The sequence below is a fragment of the Clostridium omnivorum genome (assembly GCF_026012015.1).
GTDB lineage: Bacteria > Bacillota > Clostridia > Clostridiales > Clostridiaceae > Clostridium_AX > Clostridium_AX omnivorum.
The window spans coordinates 3,659,374-3,678,496 of sequence record NZ_BRXR01000001.1 but is presented as its reverse complement, the minus strand read 5'-3'; the positions used below and the strand labels follow the sequence as shown (position 1 = coordinate 3,678,496).

Below are 19,123 nucleotides of genomic sequence, written 5' to 3'. Positions count from 1 at the left end.
ATATTTACTTCATTTTTTATAAATTTTCTCACTTTTTCTTGACAATCTATAGTTTTTATTATAAGATATTAATATAAAGTTTAAGGTAACTATAAAGTGCTTGGGTTGTGCTCAAAAACTCAGGTTTTTATAGTTTATTTGTTTTTTTGAGTAAAATTAATGGAGCATAACAGTTATGCTCCATTTTATTTATTTTTTCTTTAATTCATACATCTTCCAAACATTTCCGCCATGACTCTGTACTGAGCAAGGATCTAATTCATTAGAATTCTTTAAGCACTGTTCCAATGAAATTTTAGAAACCTCATCTTCACTTTTACCTTTATCAATAATTTTATCAATATATCTTTCCAAGTTATTAATATAATCCAAATTCCTTTGTACGGCTTTACGAGGTTCTATTAATTCTCCGTGACCAGGAATGATTGCATCATATTCTTTCTTTTTTATAATCTCAAGAGAAGACTTTAGTTTAGGAATAAGCTGAGCAGAATTAAAAATAGGAATTTCACAATTTAAAACTATATCACCTGCTACAAGTATATTATAATCAACTATTTCCACACTAATATCATGATCTTCATCATGTCCAGGTGTTTTAATTAATCTTAGTGTTTTATCCCCTACTTTTATTTCCTGACCATCTGTAATATTTTCTCCTCTTATTAATTTAGTATCCTTAGCAGCAAACTCAGGCTGAAGACTAACGTGATCGAAATGATAATGTGTAAAAATAATATTAGTAAGCTTTAAAGAATTTTTTTGTATAAAGTCCTTCATTCTCTTTGCTTCATTAGTATCAGCTCCAGTATCAATCAGCACTGCTTCCTTGCCTGAATAAACTAAAGTAGAATTAACTTTTACAACGGTTGGATCTGTATTAACAACTATATTGTCATTAATTCTAGTTAATCCATCCTCTTTTTTTAGATTCTTAATAATAGCTGTTCCTTTTTCATTTGGCTGTACTACCACTTCTTCTGCAGTAGCTTGTACTTTTTCTTCGTTTACAGAAGCCTTTGCCGCTTGATCTTTAACATCTTGTTTTTCCCTGCAGCCAGCAGTAAATACGCATAAAATAAATATTAACAGCGTTATATAAACCCCTTTTCCATAACTTCTCATATAATGCCCTCCTTGTTTAATATCATGGGCTAATTATAAAACTTATATCCCATAATGTAAAATTTATACATAACTGTATATAATAACATTTGCATCATCAATGCAATTATCCTTTTCTCACTTTTTACCACATCATATAAAAATAATATGATAAGGGCATACCGAAAGCACTTTCTATAATGCTTCAAAACAATATAATAATTCACATAAATAAAAGGCTGATTCTAGATTTCAATTAATCTAAAATCAGCCTTTTAACTTTAATATTTTTCTAAAAACTATTCCTAGAACTTCTTAAATTGTATATAATCCCTTTTCTGGACCATAGTTGGATATACTCCAACAACCTTTTCTTTTTTTGATGAATCGAATTGGATTCTTAGCAATTATAGGAATTAATCTTATATTTGTACTCCTTTAAATTAGCTTCCAATGTTGCTCTGCAGCCATTATTTTCCCATTGTAATTTTAAAATATGGGTTTCAGATGGCAATATTGTTAACTTTGCATCAAATCCGAATGCAGGACAAGTATTTCTGAATCTAAGAAGTTCAAGCTGTTCCTGAACAACCATTTTCCCTAAGCCTTCTTCAATTTGCTCTAGTGTAAGGTTCGTACGGTTAATCTCTTTGTGTCCGCCAGAACCAGCTCTTTCAACTGCCTCATGATTATTTTTGCCAGCAAAAAGATCAAGATACCATATCTGTGGCTTTCCAGGCATAAACATCTGAATAGCACGAGCTAGAAGTAGTTTTTGTTCATCTTCACCTAATGCACTGAAATAAGTGGCATTAACCTGATAATACATGTTTTTCTGACCATGAAGATCCTTCACATAGCCGCCTCTTTCAACCACAGTTTTTATAAGAGTCTCTATTTGCTCATCAGGCAATAATCCCTTCAAATCAAGTAATGGTATACCATCGTGGCATCCTAACATATTTACTGTTTTAATTCCTTTTTTCTGAATGTCGTCTATCCATGCTAGTAAAGTCTCGTTTGTATTTCTCTCAAATGCATCAATAATTAGTCCAGGCAAAAAAAAGTCATAAGTCATATATCCCTTTTCAGCTATTTTTTCATGAATTTTCTCTTCGTATTTTGAATGAATCTCAGGAAGAAGCACTAGACCATATTTATCTGCCAGTGCCCTAACACCTTCGAGCAAATTCCATGTTCCTGGCTCATTTAAAAAATTCTTCTCTCCTGGCTCCTTAGGTGCATATGCAAATGCATCCAATCTCACTATTTCTGCGCCATACTCTGCAAGTTTTTTCAAGGTATCCTCATAGAACTCCCATACTAGTGGTGACTTGATATTTAAGTCCATCTGTCCTAAATATTTTCGTCTAGATTCAAGTAATTCTACAACACTATCTTTGTATCTTTCAAATCCGCTAAAGTCTATTTCCTTAGGCCTTTTTTTAGCATCAAGAGAGTCATTTACTAGCCTTGCTATAGCATCTGCAGCTCCATACTGGATATTTATAGCTTCCATAATAGCTTGTGCATCAATTTTTTCATATTTAACTTCTTGGTAAAATGTATTCCAGTAAGGAACTTCCTTTCCATCAGGCATACGCACCATAAGAATAGGAAGTCCCGGTTTTCTAAAAAACATATCTTTTATTAGTTCTGCGTCAGGCTGTATATATCCATCAGCTGTCATCTCTCCATGACCTTTCCAAAACTTGTTCCAGTTAATAAAAAAGTCTTTATATTTAGAAGCCTCACCGTTTTTTATAATATCCTGAAATTGCTTTGAAAGCACAGACGCATGGTTTAATATAAAATCAAATTTAAATGCAATACCACATTCTTTTAAATCCTCTAAATCCTTTGAAGAAGCAAGCATTTCATTTAGTTCATAGTTAATAACGGAAAACCCTCTATCTAAATCAGTATTAAAAAGACTAGGTAGAATATAAAAGGACTGAAAGACATCTTTAAGCTTTGGACTTTTTATAAATTGAGCAATATCTTTTAAAGTTCCTCCAATACTATCAGGATATGCATTAAGCATAGGGCCTGCCTTAACAGTCTTATTTTCTGATGTATTTAAAGTACTTGTGGACATAGTCCTTGCCTCCTTCAATTATTCATTCATTAATTTAAGATAATCATCATAAGAGATTACATTTCCAGCCTTAGTTACAATAATTTTTGCTTTATGCGCCTGTGAACACAATAAGTTTTGTTCGATATTGAGTACCATCATTGTAAATGGACTATCTGTAGCACCATCTCTATTACGAGACCTGCGATGTTCAAGTGTTTCCTGTGGTGTACTATTAAGTAATACAGGTACATCTACACCCACTAAATTATCATTATTTCCGTGAGTCCATTCGATGATCAAAACCGTCACATTGCTAAAATCAACAGCATCATACCAAAGTTCTTTTTCTTCTCTTCCCATACGTTTAAGCATTATGCTCTCAGCACCATTTTTAAATTCAGCAATAATATGATTTACTTCATTAAAATCTGTTTCATTGCTTGTACCTAAATAATTACTAAGCCCCTTCTTTCCTGCTTCCTGATAAACAGATAACCATGGAAGTTCTTTGCATAATTCAGGATTGGAATCACTGCCTTGGTCTTGCAATTCCTGCAGCTTAGCATTTCTTTCCTTTGTAAATTCATCTTTTATAACAAGGCCTTTTATGCCATTTTCCCTAAAAACACGCATTCTTTCCGCATCATTTACTTTAGGTATACGATGTGGGTAATTATCTCCGGACAAAATATAGCTTCCTATTCCTAAATCATTTAAATAGTATCCGATTAGTGAACCTATTTCTGATTTTCCTACACCTGACCCACCATGTACAGCAATAACAGCCTTCTTACTTGGCTGTGCCTTCAATATTGGATTCAAAAGCTTTAGCAATTCTGGAAAAATGACATTTGCCTTATTTACGTGGTCATCATTTATACTAATTTTATCCCCAGGCATGTCTCCTTTTTTTATAGCGCTAAAGTCAGTAATCATAGGTGCAGTCCATTGTATATCAAGATTATTTTTTTCAAAAGTCATATTAATTTCTCCTTTGTCATAATCATTGGATAACCTATTTCATCATATAAATCTTTATACATATACCAGGTTTCTCATTTTTTGCAGCCTCCAAGCTTCCAACAAAAACTCCGCTTCTTAGCCAGTCATATTTACCATCAGCTACCTGAAAGCGAGGATTTGTCTTTATAACGCTATCTTGTGTTCTAGAATCTAAGTATCCTTCATTTTCAACAGAAATATAAACACCATCATCTGTCTGTAGAGCATATTTTGCAAATACATGTGCCTCGTTATCGTTTAAGGCTATATTCCAATCATAACCTCCGGATATTACTTTTCCTTTTATATTTATTCCTTTAAAGGTTCCCCCTGTAATTGGAATAAGTCTCAAAAAACCCTCTGGAGTTTTACCAACTTCCTGAACTTCTCCAACCTCTACATCTAATTCTAGAACTAAATCCGCTTCTAATTGCATTTACTCTCACACCCTTATAATTTTTTAGTTTCCCCTGGTTTTATCTCTATTTTCGTTCCGCTAAGCTCTATCCATGTTGAGATTGCTGTTGGATTAAATACAGAAGTAAAATCCGCAGAAAATTTCAAGCTGTGTACAGCATTTAGATAATCTACTATCTGTATATTTGTTGCATACCAAATATTATCTTTATTACTTATATGCTCACATAGCTCTTCTATCACGTTCCAATTATTGTCCAAGTCAAATTCATAGCTGTGGCCCCATAAATAGAAAAGCTCCATCCCTAAGGATTCACCTTGAACAAATCTCTTAGCTAACTCCATTAAATCAGGATCATTATGATGAGCTGTAGGATTCCATTCTAGAAAATTTGAAGGTAACCTAAATTCCCTATGGTTATTTACTGTTCTTGAATATTCTACTCCAAGAGCTTCTAACACCTGAAAAACAGTTTCATTATAAGTACCATAAGGATAAGCCATTCCTCTAATAGGATATCCATACATACTTTCATGATTTATCTTATCCTCTAGAACTTCTTTAACCATAAGTTCCTTAGGTATATCAATTAATGAAAGATGGTTTAAACCATGAATTGCAATTTCATGTCCATCATATAAATGAGTTATCTCTTCTCTATTCATCCTTTTTATTAGTAAATCATTTATAACAAAAGAACCTTCCTCTCCTTGGAGTCCCGAATTTAAGTTAAAGGTAGCTTTTAGTTTATATTTATTAAATATATCAACAAGTTTCTTATCTTGAGTAATTCCATCATCATAGCTTAATGTAAAAGCCTTTTTATTTCCACCATGAAAAAGCTTAATTATTTTAACCATTCATAAATCACCACGCTTTATTTTAGTGCCCAAAGAACTGCTTTTTCTATATACTCATTCCAGAAGTTCCAATCATGAACCCCGGGTCCTTCTACATAAGTATGTTTTACATCTTCTGAAGTAAGGAAATCATGATAGCTTCGATTTTCTTTCAATAAAAAGTCTTCTGTTCCACAAGCCATATATATTTGAGGTATAGCTGCATTTTCTTTCTTTAAGTTAGTAATTAGTGCCTCAGGGTCTTTGTCACTTCCAAAAAGCTCGTTCAAATCTCCAAAAACACTTCTATAATATTTATAGTCAGCAATTGGATCCTTAAAATCAACAGGAATTCCAGCAATATTGTGAGTTATGAGAGCAGAAGATAACGCTATAATACGGCTAAAGTTATGAGAGTACTTTAATCCATTTCTTATTGCGCCATATCCTCCCATAGACAATCCACCTATAATTGTATCTTCTCTCTTATCTGAAATTGGGAACATCTCTCGTGTAAACTTAACTAACTCATTTCCAACATATTCAGCATATAATGCTCCCTTATCAACATCATCTATATAAAAGTTGTTTTCCCCTGAAGGCATAAATACTGCTATATTATGAATTAGTGATAATTCTTGAATTTTAGAGCCACAAACCCAGTCCATATGATTTCCTGAGTAGCCATGCAAAAGGTAAATGGACTTCATAGGTCCTCTATCAATCTTCTCCTGACCTGGTATCTCAAAAGTATCTATTGGTACAAGAGCATTAAAAGTAACAAGTCTTTTTAATGCTTTTGAAAAGAAATTCACTTGTAAAAAAGCCATTTTTATATCTCCTTATCATATTTACTTATTTAAAGCTTTATTCAATGCCTCTATACATTGATTTCTTGCTTGTCTACTAATCTCTGCATTATTAAAAATTGAATCGAAACCATGAAAGCATCCAGGATACAAATGAAATTCAACTGGCACGCCAGCCTGAGCCAATCGCGCAACATACTCTATTGTTTCATCTCTAAAAGGGTCTAGCTGTCCTATGAAAGTATATACTGGTGGAAGTCCCGTCAAATATTTAGCTCTAGCTGGAGCAGCATAAGGTGAAACTTCATCCGAAGCACTTCGGCCTAAATACATATTCCATGCTGCAATATTAGCTTCCCTATTCCATGCTGTGGGTAAATTCTCTTCATTTATCTCATAGCTTGATGGTGTTGCATTTCGGTCATCCAACATAGGATACAACGGCATTTGAAACGCTATTTGGGGTCCTCCCTTATCACGAGCCAATAGAGCAAGAGCCGCTGTTAAACCACCTCCAGCACTAGCCCCTGCAATAGCTATTCTTGATACATCTATTCCTAGTTCTTCGGAATTATCAGTTGTCCATTTTAATCCTGCATAACAATCTTCAATTGCTGCTGGATATTTATGCTCAGGTGCTAGCCGATAATCAATTGAAACTACAACACAATTGATTTCATTTACAAAACACTCACACAATCCATCATCACCATCTGGATGCCCAAGTACATATCCACCACCATGAATCCAAAATAGTGCAGGAAGTTTTCCATTCTTTCTGTGCTTTGGCTCATAAATTTTAACCAGTAACTCTGATTCTGGACCTTTAATAATACGAGTAGTTGTCAAAACATGAGGGGACTTATTTAAAGCAGGCAGCTTCAGATTTCTCATCATATCTAAATCTTTATTTAAATCAAATCTTACGTTACTATACAGCATTGGCAATAATTCAGGCAAAACTTTATCTTCATATGACATAAACAAAACTCCTCTTATAAAATAATTATCACGCAGTATAAAAACTTTTCTTATAAACCTCTATTATCCTTTTAAGATTACAAGTAAATAAAAGGTTCTTTCGCATCTATAAAATGTACAGGAGTGCCATCCACCATAGGGGTCAGCCATTCAGCCATGTATTTCATCCCCGCTTCTTCGCTGCGTTCATGGCCTAAAACAAGCATTGCTTTGTTCATACCAAGTGCTGATGCATCACGTATGTACGGGCACAAAGTCCATTCTGTAATATCACCGCACACCATAACATCTAAATTTTGTTCCTTCATAAGTTTCATAGGCATTTCCTCAACACCTAATCCAAGGCTTCCACCTCCAACTAAAATTCCAACTCGCCTGCATTTTGTATTAGGTGATCCAACAATTTGAATTACATCCATCTCTAACTTTTCTTTAAAAAAGTCGCTTAATTCTTTTAAGGACGTTTCAGGTATTTCATAACAATGAGGAAATTGTAACCCTTTAATCAAATAGTCTTCAAAGCCTATTTCTTTTAATAACCCGTCATAGATCAAGTCTGTTGGTGCTGCATGCATATGGTCATGAAAGCGCCAAATTGCAATACCATTATCATCAAGCAGCTTTTTCTTTTCTATATATACAGGATCATTTTCAATCCATTCTGTTTTATCAAGTCCTGTATAATATGTTGGCTCATGAGTAATAATAAAGTTTGCTCCACAATTTATGGTTTGTTTTATAACATCTACAGTAGCCATAAATGTAGTCACAACACCAGTTACTTCTGTATCAAAGCTTCCGCTCATAAGCTGATCACAAGTGTGCTCAAATTTCACTCCACCAAATTTATTAATAATTTCATCTATAATTTGTTTTACTTTCATAATATAACCCCTTAATCAAATAATTTTTGTCCTATATTTCATATTTTCATATTATCCCTTAACAGCTCCAACAACAACACCCTTTATAAAATACTTCTGAACAAATGGAAATGCTATTAGGATTGGAAGTATTCCGATTGCAGCCAGTGCCATACGAACTGCATTACTTGGCAGCTGCACAGCTACAGATCCAACTGCAGTGGTAGCAGATCCTGATTTTAAGAACTGAATATTATCCATAATTCTAACTAGTAAATTTTGGATTCCAAAAAGCTTTGGGTTAGTAATATAGTACAAACCATTTATCCAATCATTCCAATAAGCTAGTCCAGTAAATATTCCGATTGTAGCAATAGCTGGAGTTGAAAGAGGTAGCATTATATTGAAAAATATTCTTAATTCCCCTGCTCCATCAATTTGAGCCGATTCAATTAGTGAATCAGGAATATTGTTCTTATAGTAGTTTGTCATAAGAAAAACGTTAAAAGCATTCATTAAATAATTAGGAATCATCAAAGCAAATATTGTATTCTTAATATGAAAAACCCTAGTCCACATAATATAAGCAGGGGCTACACCTCCATTGAAAAGCATAGTAAATAACACTATAAAAGATATTATTTTTCTATACTTAAAATCCTTTCTTGATAGTGGATATGCCAGCATGGAAGTCATAATGATACTTAAAAAAGTACCTACTCCAGTTACTAGTATAGAAACACCATACGCTCTCAAAATCATTTTAGATTGGGAAATCATGTAATAGTATGCATCAAGACTCAAAGCTTTGGGAAAAAAACTATAACCGTTAGCTACTAAATAACTTTCTTTTGTAAATGATGCAATAAAAATCAAAATTAAAGGTGCAATACATAATAGTGCTAGTATAGTTATTACAGTTGCAGCAAAAATAGTAAATACTCTTTCTCCACGAGTTTTTAATTCCTCCATTTTCTTTCCTCCTTATAGTCGGAACACGGGGTAATCTATCTTAGCTCGTTACCACTCGCCAGATTACCCGTTAAAGTCCATTTAGGACTTTAACCTCCTAAAACAATGAATTTTCTGGATCTAGCTTTTTAACAATTCCATTAGCCACAATTACTAAAATAAACCCAACAAGAGATTGATATAAGCCTGAAGCTGCAGCCATTCCTGTATCATTTAGCTGCATCATAGCTCGATATACAAATGTATCTATTGTTTGAGTAGTACTATATAATGCACCTGAATTCATTGGCACCTGATAGAAAAGACCAAAATCTGAAGCCATTATCCTGCCTACAGCCATAAGGGTCATGATAATTACTGTAGGTTTTAATAAAGGCAATGTAATACTTGTAATTTGTTTAAGCTTTCCTGCTCCATCAATCTTGGCTGCTTCATAAATACTTTTGTCCATACCAGCAATACTTGCCATATAAACTATTGATGCATAGCCTGTACTTTTCCACAAATAAACAACCATTAAAATAACTGGCCAGTATTTTGGCTCTGAATACCATGAAACTCCTGGTATTCCTAGTACATGTAAAATTGATTTATTTATAAGTCCTGAATCAGAATTCAAAAATGAAAATGCAATATAAGATACAACTACCATGGAAATGACACTTGGTAGTACTAATGCATTTTGATAAAATTTTGATATTGTTTTCTTAGTTAATTCAGTCATCAATATTGCAACTATTATAGCGCAAATTGTACCTATAACGATAAATGCTAGATTATATAAAATTGTGTTCCTTGTCATAATCCAAGCATCTTTTGTTTTAAATAAAAAATCAAAGTTGTTAAAACCAATCCACTTGCCTCCAAAAATCCCTTTTGAGAAATCTTGACTTTTAAATGCTATAATTACCCCTACCATTGGGATATAATTATTTATTAAAAGATAAAGCAACCCTGGAATTGTAAGCATCAATAAAGGCAATGAACTTTTTGATTTTTTTCTTTTAATACCTTTATCCATATTCACTTTCCTTCCCACCTTATAAATGAAGTGAAGGTTAAAAAACTCTTCACTTCAATAAAGTTTATATTTATTTTTGTTTTGCAAGCCATGCATCAAGCTGCTTTTGTTTTTCTGCGACTATCTTATCCATTCCTGCTTCTTTAAGTTTCTTAACAAAATTAGGAATTTCCTTATCAGGATCTAAACTTCCACAGTTTAATCCAGGTAAATATTGATTTATTACATTCATAACTGAAGAATATTCAGTTTTAACTGGTGAACTATCAAAAGTAAATCCAAATGCTTTTGATTTAACTGCAGATTTATTTTCACTATCCATAAGCTTTAAATCATTGGTACTTTGCCCCTGCATTGCATATTGATTAAACATGTTTCCAATAATTCCGCAGCTTAGTTGAGCAGTATATGGTACTGAATTCGGATCTTTTCCATCTGGATATTTTACGTGGTCAGCATCTACTTTAACATAGTCCTGTCCTTCAATTCCGTATATAAGTAAATTAACAACAGCTTTATCGGAATAAGTTAAATTTAAGAATTTCATTGCAGCTTCTTGCTTTTTACTATTAGCAGATATTGCCCAGCTTACAGCATTTACACTTGTAGTTGATAAATATGGTTGATCTATTCTTATCATATCTATTGGTTTACCTGTAGTTGCTGAAATTTGAGCTCCTGCTTCTTTTCCTGAGTAGCTTGCTATATATGAGAAGCATCTATCTGAAGAAATAAGTTCAGTAGCTAACGTTGATGAGGTTGCAGCATCTTTCATAATGTAACCTTTGTTATACCAATCTCTAGCTATCTTTACTCTTTCTTTAAAAAGATCTGTTTCATAAAAATCAACTACCTTAGTGTTATCTCCAATTAATACAGCTGTTGGTTTCATAAAATCGTCTGTAAGATAGTCAACACCATTCAACGTTGATAAAACACCTGAGAATCCTTGATTTGTTGGTGCAATCGGAATCATATTTGGGTACTTAGCCTTTACTTTTGCAAAAAGTGCATCTAAATCTGATATTGTTTTAATGCTATCTGGAGAAACCCCAAGTTCCTTCATTATATCAGTTCTATACACCAAGTCAGGAGCAAGAGCATACCCTTTATATGCTGGAATAGCATAGGTTTTTCCATTTGCTTGTGTGCTTTTTAAGAAAGCATCTCCTACAATCTGTTTTGTTTCTTTACCATAATTATTAAGCAAATCATCAAGAGGAGCACATTCATTCTTAGAAATATATTGATTTAAATCACCTAGAGTATGAAATACATCAAGCTGCTCTCCACTTTGTATAGCCAAATTAACCTGCTGAGTATAATTTGAAATAGCCATAGGCTTTAGCTTAACCTTTACATTTATTTTAGGAACAGTGATATCATTTATAGCTTTTTCTACGGTTCCCAAGTCCTCTGAAACCTTATTAAATGTTGTAAAAGCGTAAACTATTTCTTCTGGCTCGCCTTTTTTGCCATCTGCAGAATCTTGTGAACTTTTACTGCATGCAGTAAATACTGAGCCACAAAGAGCCACTGCCATTAAAGCACTGAGAAGTTTTTTTGACCTTTTCATATGAATCCCCCTTGTTCTTTTTTATTTTATATTATTTAATTTTTTCTATATTTCTATTATAATTTCTCAATCAGGGTAAACGCTTTCAAAAATAAGTGATGAGTTTTCAATTTTAAGCAATTTTAAAAAAGAGGATGAAATTTACTTTTCATCCTCTTTACGAAACGACTGTGGGCTAACCCCGGTTAATTTTTTAAAGATAGTTGAGAAATATGAGAAATTATCAAAGCCTACCTCTGAAGCAATCATACTAACACTAGCATCACTATTTCTAAGCAGCTCCTTTGCCTTTCCTATCCTGCAATGATTGATAAAATCCTTAATTGCTATACCTGTTTCTGCCTTAAACATTTTAGCTAAATAATCCGGTGTAAGAAAAACAGTTGCTGCTACATCGTTTTTTGTAATGTCCTCATTGTAATGTTCTTGTATATATTTCTTAGCCTTATCTATGATACTATCCGACTTTCTTACCTCTTCTGCATAATCAATCGTCCTCGAAGTAAAAAAATGTATCCACTTTAACATATCAAATACTGAATTATCAGCTTTTTGATTTAATTTTTGCGATATTTTATCAGAAAATAGATTATGTGCCTGTATTTCTTGCTTATGCAAATAAGTATATACCACTTGCATAAAATCCTGATGAATTGAATACATAGTGGAACCATCCAAACTATTCTTTGAGACTAATAGCTCCAGCTCGCCCTTTAAAAAGTTAACAATTTGAATCTTCTCCCTCTTTTCAAACATGATTCTAAGTGTATCTGTATCAAGAGCATATTGACCTTTTAGATTAAGAGTTTCTGCATCATTTTCAAAAAAAACATTACTTCTTAATATAAAATTATTCTGATCCATTTCCTCCAGCTTCACTCTATTTTTAGCTAATAAATCTATTGTTGTCTTATTACCGATATAGCAAGCTGCAGTATATTTTAAATATTTTTTACAGTTATCAATAAACTCATCGCATTTGCTCTTTATCTGCTCGTCAGAAAACCTATCAGCTAATAGAACAGCAACATAATGATTTCTGTCAGTAACATAGTAAATTGTATGCTCAAAATCCAATTCACCAAGTATAACTTCTGATGAAAGTTTTTTTAAAGCATATTCAAAAGTCATATCTTTAGGTTTATCTTCCTGATTTTCAGATTTTATTACGCTGACCAATACTATATGATATAACTCTTCTATCTTCAGTGTAAGTTTTCTCTTTGTTATTTCCTCTGCTATTGCCATTTGCTCAGAAGGTATATTGAAAAATAAGATATCTCTCCAAAAACTTTCTACTAAGAGCTTTTTATTTTCCAGCCAGTATTGTCCATATTCACTATACTGCTGAAGTCTGTTTTCTTTTCTAATTTTTTCAACAGCTTTTGAAATAGCCACTTCCGTTTTTTCAATATTAAAAGGTTTTGTTATATAGCTTATAGCATTGTATTCCAATGCTGTAGACGCAAATTCAAAATTTTCATGGTTGGTCAAAAATATAAATTCACTCTTGTAATTATTGCTGCGAACCCATTTCAAAAGATCCAATCCAGAACCCTTAGGCATCTCTATATCACATATAACAATATCAGGTACATTTTCTTCAAAAATTTTTTTTGCACCAGCAACATTGTGAGCCATTTGAACATCATGTATTCCAAATACACCCCAGTTAATAGAATCTCTTACTACTTCTGCAGTGAGCAAATCGTCTTCAACTATTATTAGTTTCATTTTTATCCCCTTTCCCAATGGGAATTAATATTTCAACCCTTCCACCCAAAGTTTCCACATTTGAAATTTTCAAAAGATTGTTTTCCCCATACAATAATGATAACGTCCTTTTTATATTTGAAATTCCAATTCTGTACCCATCAAGTGTATTGGTATCATCAGAGTTGTTAACTTTATCTAAAACTTCTTGAGGGAACCCCTCTCCACTATCTTCTATCACAATCCTTATCGTATCTTTTTCATCTAAAATATATTTGTTTATTTTAATAAAAATAGAAAGTGGTTCTTCCAGCGTCATTGCATATTTAAATGAATTTTCCACAAATGTGTGAATAATAAATTGTGGTATTTGCTCTTGTTCAATAGATGGCTCAACATCAAAAACATAGAAAATACTATTTGGAAATCTAATTTCTTGCATACAGAAGTAATTCTTAATATACTCTATTTCCTCACTTATCGGTACCATACTAAGTCCACCTTTAAACATATACCTTAAATGATTAGATAAGGCATCTATAAATTTTCTAATATCCTCATTCTTATCTTTATAGGTTAAACTATGTACAGTTGTTAATGCATTTAAGAAAAAGTGAGGTCTTATTTGCATTTGCAAATACTTTAACTCCGCCTTCTGCAGTTCAATCTTCTCCTCATAAGCACTAATTTTCAGAGTTTTAATCTCCTTAGCCATGGAATTGAAGGAATCGTTCAAGGTTTGGAATTCAAATGAACTACCCTTTTCTTCTACTTGATAATCCAGATTACCCTGTTCAAGCTGTCTTGTTCCAACAACCAATGCTCTTACTGGTTTTATAATTTCCTTATTTAAATAATTAATAATATATGGCATCAAAAATAGGGATATAATACCCAAAATAGCAATAATCCATTGAATATATCCAAGTCCAAGAAGTACACTTTTCTCTTTTAATATTGTAGAAAGTCTAGCATAACTTGAATCTAAATCTATTGAAACCATTAGATATTTCCCAACAAGCTTACTAACTACTTGAACACCATTTTTCAAGGGAAAATTTACATCTGAAAGTGCCATATTTCCTACCCTAGCTAAAGGATTCCCCACTTTATCTGTTAAAACTATCTGTTCATCTGTACTTAGATCCTTTATGTTAGCTAGAGACATCAATGTATCTGCCTTAACTAAAGAAATAATAGTGGTTCCGGAAAAATCATATGCTTTAATAAAGAAGTTCTTTTTATCTATCTCAATGGTTGACCACAAATCATTAAGTTTATGGTCCTTACTTGATAATCCAGCCCTTATAACATCAGATGCAGAAATCTTCTCTTGCGAGGAAAGTCTACTGCTGTTGCTAAATAATAATATTCCATGATCATGATTGTAGATAGCCAATGCATCGGTGGTTTTACTTATATTTATTCTTTCATTTAAAATATCCGATAATCTCATTGTAGAGAAGTACCTTTCTGACTCATTACTGCTTTTCAAAGCTGTAATATCATCAATATTCATAGCAACTTCATTCAAATCATTTACGGCGTTATTCAAAGAATTATCTATATCTCGAATGTGAATTCTCATTTCATTCATAGCAGAATTGATAGTATTAGTTCTTATAACATACAATGAATAAAGATTACTTGTAATTAGCACTGCAAAAAGAATTATCACAACTACTGCAGTTCCTGCAGAAAGTTTAAATACCAAAGATTTTTTATGTATTGTTATCTTCCTCTTCATATTCACCCAACTTTTCCAATAAAAAATAACCATATCTTATCTCAAATATTTTTATATTATATAGCATGATTTTTTATAAATCAAGAATACGACAAAGAAAAGGCTATTGGATATCATCCAGTAGCCTTTTCTTATATTTTCATATTCTCAAACTTTCAATTGTATTATAATTACCCCAGCTCAGCAACTACCTCATGAACCTTACCATCTCCATAGGCTGGAATGATGTTACCTTCAATTGGATTTCCATCAACTGTAACAATCTTTATTCCCTTTGATACTCCATAAGGGTTTTTTACTGTTATGTGATATTCGGAGCCTTTATATTTTCTAAAAATAACGTATTCCTTCCAGGAAGTTGGTATACACGGATCAATCATCAAGCCCTTATATTCTGGCTTTATGCCTAATATCCACTGTGAGATTGTTATGAAGTTCCAAGCTGCAGTTCCGGTTAACCAAGAATTCTTAGCTTCACCATGTCTCACTGCATCTTTACCTGCAACCATTTGAGAATATACATAAGGTTCAGTTTTATGGATTTCACTTATATCTTCTAAGTAGGATGGAGCAATTTTTCTATATACTTCAAAAGCTCTATCTCCCCTGCCTATTACAGTTTCAGCACAAGCTATCCAAGGGTTGTTATGGCAGAATATACCCGCATTTTCTTTATATCCAGGCGGATAACTGGATATCTCTCCTAGTTCCGGATGATATTCCGTATATGGTGGATTATTTAATACTATGCCATATTTTGTATCCAGTCTTTCAATTACCGAATTAAGAGCTTTTTCTGCATAGCCATTTTTAACTCCAATACCAGCCATTACACAGAACCCTTGAGATTCAATGAAAATTTGACCTTCCTCATTTTCTTTACTTCCAATTTTTGTGCCAAAATCATCATAAGCTCTCAAAAACCAATCTCCATCATAGCCATGTTTTAGAACAACTTCTTCCATTGCTTCCACATGCTTTTTAGCCCTAGTACACTCTTCTTCATTTCCAATTTCCTTACATAACTCTGCATATTCATTGCCAATTAACACAAACATTCCAGCTATTAGCACAGATTCTGCAATGCGCCCATCCTTGTTCCCAGTTGTTTGGAAGGATTCCCCAGGAGTTCTTGAGAAACAATTCAAGTTCAAACAGTCATTCCAATCAGCTCTACCTATTAGAGGTAATCCGTGAGGTCCTAAATTATTAATTACATGATCAAAGGATGCCTTTAAATGCTGCATTAAGCTAGCTTTATTATTCGTATTACAATCATAGGGAACCATCTCATTAAGAATGCTCATATCCCCAGTTTCTTTTATATAGGCTGTAACTGCAATAATTAACCATAATGGGTCATCATTGAAGCCCTGTCCTACATCATTATTTCCTTTTTTAGTTAATGGCTGATATTGGTGATATGCTCCGCCATCCTCAAATTGAGTTGCTGCAATATCAAGGATACGCTCTCTTGCTCTTTCTGGAATTTGATGAACAAAACCTAAAAGATCTTGATTTGAATCTCTAAAGCCCATTCCTCTACCTATTCCTGATTCAAAATACGAAGCACTTCTGGACATATTAAAAGTAACCATACATTGATATGGATTCCAAATATTAACCATTCTATCCAGCTTTTCTTCTCCACTTTTTAATTTATAGCTTGATAATAAATCATCCCAATATGCCCTTAACTTATCCATTTCCTGCTGAACTTGCTCAACATTATATATTTTATTTATCATCTCTTTAGCTTTTGTTTTATTTATGATCCCCTTACTCTCCCACTTATTTTCTTCCTTGTTTTCTACGTACCCTAATATAAAGATAAGATTTTTTTCTTCTCCAGGCTTTAAAGTTATTTTAATGCTGTGAGAAGCAATTGGTGACCAACCGCTAGCAATAGAATTTTTGCTTTTTCCTAAAACTACTACCTCTGGAGCATCAAAACCATTATAAATACCTAAGAACTCTTCTCTATCTGTATCAAATCCATTAACTGCATTATTTACAGAATAAAAAGCATAGTGATTTCTACGTTCTCTGTATTCTGTTTTATGATATATAACAGATCCTTCTACTTCAACTTCCCCCGTACTAAAGTTACGCTGGAAATTGGTTGCATCATCATTAGCATCCCATAAGCAAAACTCTATAAAAGAAAATAATGTGATAGTCTTTTCTTGCTCTGATGTATTTTTTATATTTAAACTATGAACTTCTCCATTAAATTCAAGGGGAACAAATGCTAATTCCTGAACCCTTATTCCATTTCTTTCTCCCGTTATCCTTGTATAACCTAGGCCATGACGACATTCATAAAAGGACAACTCTTTTTTGACAGGTTTCCAAGAAGGTGACCAAAAGTCACCATTATCATTAATATAAAAGTATCTTCCACCATCGTCTATTGGAACATTATTATATCTATATCTTGTAATTCTTCTCAAACGTGCATCCTTATAAAAGCAGTAGCCACCACTGGTATTGGATATAATTCCAAAGAATTCGCTATTTCCCAAATAGTTTATCCAAGGATAAGGTGTTTTTGGGGTATTAATGACATATTCACGATTTTCGTCATCAAAAAAACCGAATTTCATATTTTTCTCTCCTTTAGGACTATCAGTATTAAGCTTTATTAATTCAAATACATTTCTTTTCAATTATTTCTTTATATCTATAAAAGCTACCCTTCTTAATTCTTTCTTGGGTATCGTAATTTACATAAACAAGGCCAAACCTTTGGGAATATCCATTAGCCCATTCAAAATTATCAAGTAAGGACCAGTAGTAATAGCCCACTATATTAAAACCTAGTTCATTCATTTTAGCCACAGCCTGAAGATGAAGTTCCAGGTAATTTATTCTTTCATTATCTTTTACCTCTCCATTTTCTAATACATCTAGCCATGCAGAGCCGTTTTCAGTAATATAAATAGGAAGGTCAGTATACCTTGCTCTCACCATTTTAATTAGATCTATAAATTCATTAGGAGAAATATCCCATCCTATATCTGTTTTATTATATTTGGAATGTGCTCCTGAGCAGAGTATTAGGGACATGGGATCAAACCTTACTAGTGAACGATTATAAAAATTTACACCTAGAAAATCGCACTTTTCCCTTATAATATCAAAGTCACCATCTTTAATAAAATCAAAATTACAGTTTCTAGCTGCATAAAGGTTCACTATATCCATAGGGTAGGCTCCCTTAAAAAGCGGTTCCAAAAACCATCTATTAAAATATCCATCCATATTTGAAGCTGCAAGTTTATCAACAAAGCTTGTAGTTGAAGAGTACACAGGAGTGAGGTTTAAGGTTATTCCTATTTGCTTCTTTAGCCCTAGTTTATGATACTGCCTCACTACCATACCATGAGATAAAAGGATATGATGCGCTACTTTAAGTGCTGCTGATATATCCTTCTTACCAGGCGCATGCTCACCAATTGCATTTGATAATATGGATGCGCACCATGGTTCGTTATGCGTTATCCAAAGATCTACTAAATCATCAAGTTCAGTAAAGCATTTTTCAGTATACTGCAAAAATAAATCAATGTTTTCTCTAACTTCCCATCCACCTAAATCTTGAACCCACTGTGGCAAATCCCAGTGATATAGAGTTACAGCTACCTTTATTCCTCTTTGTTTAAGTTCAGTTATCATATTTTTGTAAAATTCCATACCTTTGGGATTATACTTACCCTTTTCAGGGAAAATTCTTGGCCAAGCAATAGACAACCTGTAGCTGTCTACTCCAAGTTCCTTAATTAGTTTTATATCCTCATTGTATCTATGATAATGATCACATGCTACATCCCCATTATCCATATCTTGTACATTTCCTTCAATCCTAGAGAAGGTATCCCAGATAGATGGCGTTCTGTCATCTTCATCAAAAGCTCCTTCAATTTGATATGATGATGTAGCTACACCAAAAATAAAATCTCTATTAAATTTCATTATTTTCCTCCTACCAATGCCGT

Annotated in this window: 15 protein-coding genes; all 15 read right to left on the bottom strand. The window is 33.0% G+C overall.

The features are described from left to right. Positions 1-189 precede the first annotated feature (189 nt). Positions 190-1,125 carry an MBL fold metallo-hydrolase gene (locus tag bsdE14_RS17395; RefSeq protein WP_264851271.1) on the bottom strand — a complete coding sequence of 312 codons (936 nt, stop codon included), beginning with the start codon at positions 1,123-1,125 and terminating at the stop codon, positions 190-192. A 379-nt stretch (positions 1,126-1,504) separates the two neighbouring features. Next, a complete protein-coding gene (locus tag bsdE14_RS17390; RefSeq protein ID WP_264851270.1) occupies positions 1,505-3,202 on the bottom strand; it encodes an alpha-amylase family protein in 1,698 nt (565 codons plus the stop codon). A gap of 18 nt (positions 3,203-3,220) precedes the next feature. Next, positions 3,221-4,165, bottom strand: coding sequence for an adenylylsulfate kinase (locus bsdE14_RS17385; protein ID WP_264851269.1), 945 nt, complete (start codon positions 4,163-4,165; stop codon positions 3,221-3,223). Between the two features lie 34 nt (positions 4,166-4,199). Next, positions 4,200-4,622: a DUF3237 domain-containing protein gene (locus tag bsdE14_RS17380; RefSeq protein WP_264851268.1), complete on the bottom strand. Its 423-nt coding sequence runs from the start codon at positions 4,620-4,622 to the stop codon at positions 4,200-4,202. Positions 4,623-4,636: 14 nt separating this feature from the next. Continuing rightward, a complete protein-coding gene (locus tag bsdE14_RS17375) occupies positions 4,637-5,464 on the bottom strand; it encodes a polysaccharide deacetylase family protein (protein ID WP_264851267.1) in 828 nt (275 codons plus the stop codon). A 17-nt stretch (positions 5,465-5,481) separates the two neighbouring features. Continuing rightward, positions 5,482-6,273: an alpha/beta hydrolase gene (locus tag bsdE14_RS17370; RefSeq protein WP_264851266.1), complete on the bottom strand. Its 792-nt coding sequence runs from the start codon at positions 6,271-6,273 to the stop codon at positions 5,482-5,484. Positions 6,274-6,294: 21 nt separating this feature from the next. Continuing rightward, on the bottom strand, positions 6,295-7,233 hold the full coding sequence (locus bsdE14_RS17365; protein WP_264851265.1) for an alpha/beta hydrolase: 939 nt from the start codon (positions 7,231-7,233) through the stop codon (positions 6,295-6,297). 77 nt (positions 7,234-7,310) lie between these two features. Further along, positions 7,311-8,117, bottom strand: a complete 807-nt coding sequence (locus tag bsdE14_RS17360) for a Nif3-like dinuclear metal center hexameric protein (RefSeq protein ID WP_264851264.1) — start codon at positions 8,115-8,117, stop codon at positions 7,311-7,313. A 51-nt stretch (positions 8,118-8,168) separates the two neighbouring features. Further along, entirely contained in the window at positions 8,169-9,068 is a 900-nt protein-coding gene (locus bsdE14_RS17355; RefSeq protein WP_264851263.1) for a carbohydrate ABC transporter permease, read from the bottom strand. 97 nt (positions 9,069-9,165) lie between these two features. Beyond that, the gene (locus bsdE14_RS17350; RefSeq protein WP_264852292.1) at positions 9,166-10,089 is read right to left on the bottom strand and encodes an ABC transporter permease; all 924 of its coding nucleotides are present in this window, start codon (positions 10,087-10,089) and stop codon (positions 9,166-9,168) included. Between the two features lie 70 nt (positions 10,090-10,159). Beyond that, positions 10,160-11,665 (bottom strand): ABC transporter substrate-binding protein, encoded by a 1,506-nt coding sequence (locus tag bsdE14_RS17345; protein ID WP_264851262.1) that lies wholly within the window; start codon positions 11,663-11,665, stop codon positions 10,160-10,162. 141 nt (positions 11,666-11,806) lie between these two features. Beyond that, a complete protein-coding gene (locus bsdE14_RS17340) occupies positions 11,807-13,399 on the bottom strand; it encodes a response regulator (RefSeq protein ID WP_264851261.1) in 1,593 nt (530 codons plus the stop codon). Continuing rightward, the gene (locus tag bsdE14_RS17335) at positions 13,380-15,092 is read right to left on the bottom strand and encodes a sensor histidine kinase (protein WP_264851260.1); all 1,713 of its coding nucleotides are present in this window, start codon (positions 15,090-15,092) and stop codon (positions 13,380-13,382) included. Before bsdE14_RS17335 ends, bsdE14_RS17340 begins: the two co-directional genes overlap by 20 nt. Before the next feature lie 203 nt (positions 15,093-15,295). After that, the gene (locus tag bsdE14_RS17330; RefSeq protein WP_264851259.1) at positions 15,296-17,731 is read right to left on the bottom strand and encodes a glycoside hydrolase family 94 protein; all 2,436 of its coding nucleotides are present in this window, start codon (positions 17,729-17,731) and stop codon (positions 15,296-15,298) included. Positions 17,732-17,774: 43 nt separating this feature from the next. Then, entirely contained in the window at positions 17,775-19,100 is a 1,326-nt protein-coding gene (locus bsdE14_RS17325) for a GH1 family beta-glucosidase (protein ID WP_264851258.1), read from the bottom strand. Positions 19,101-19,123: the final 23 nt, after the last annotated feature.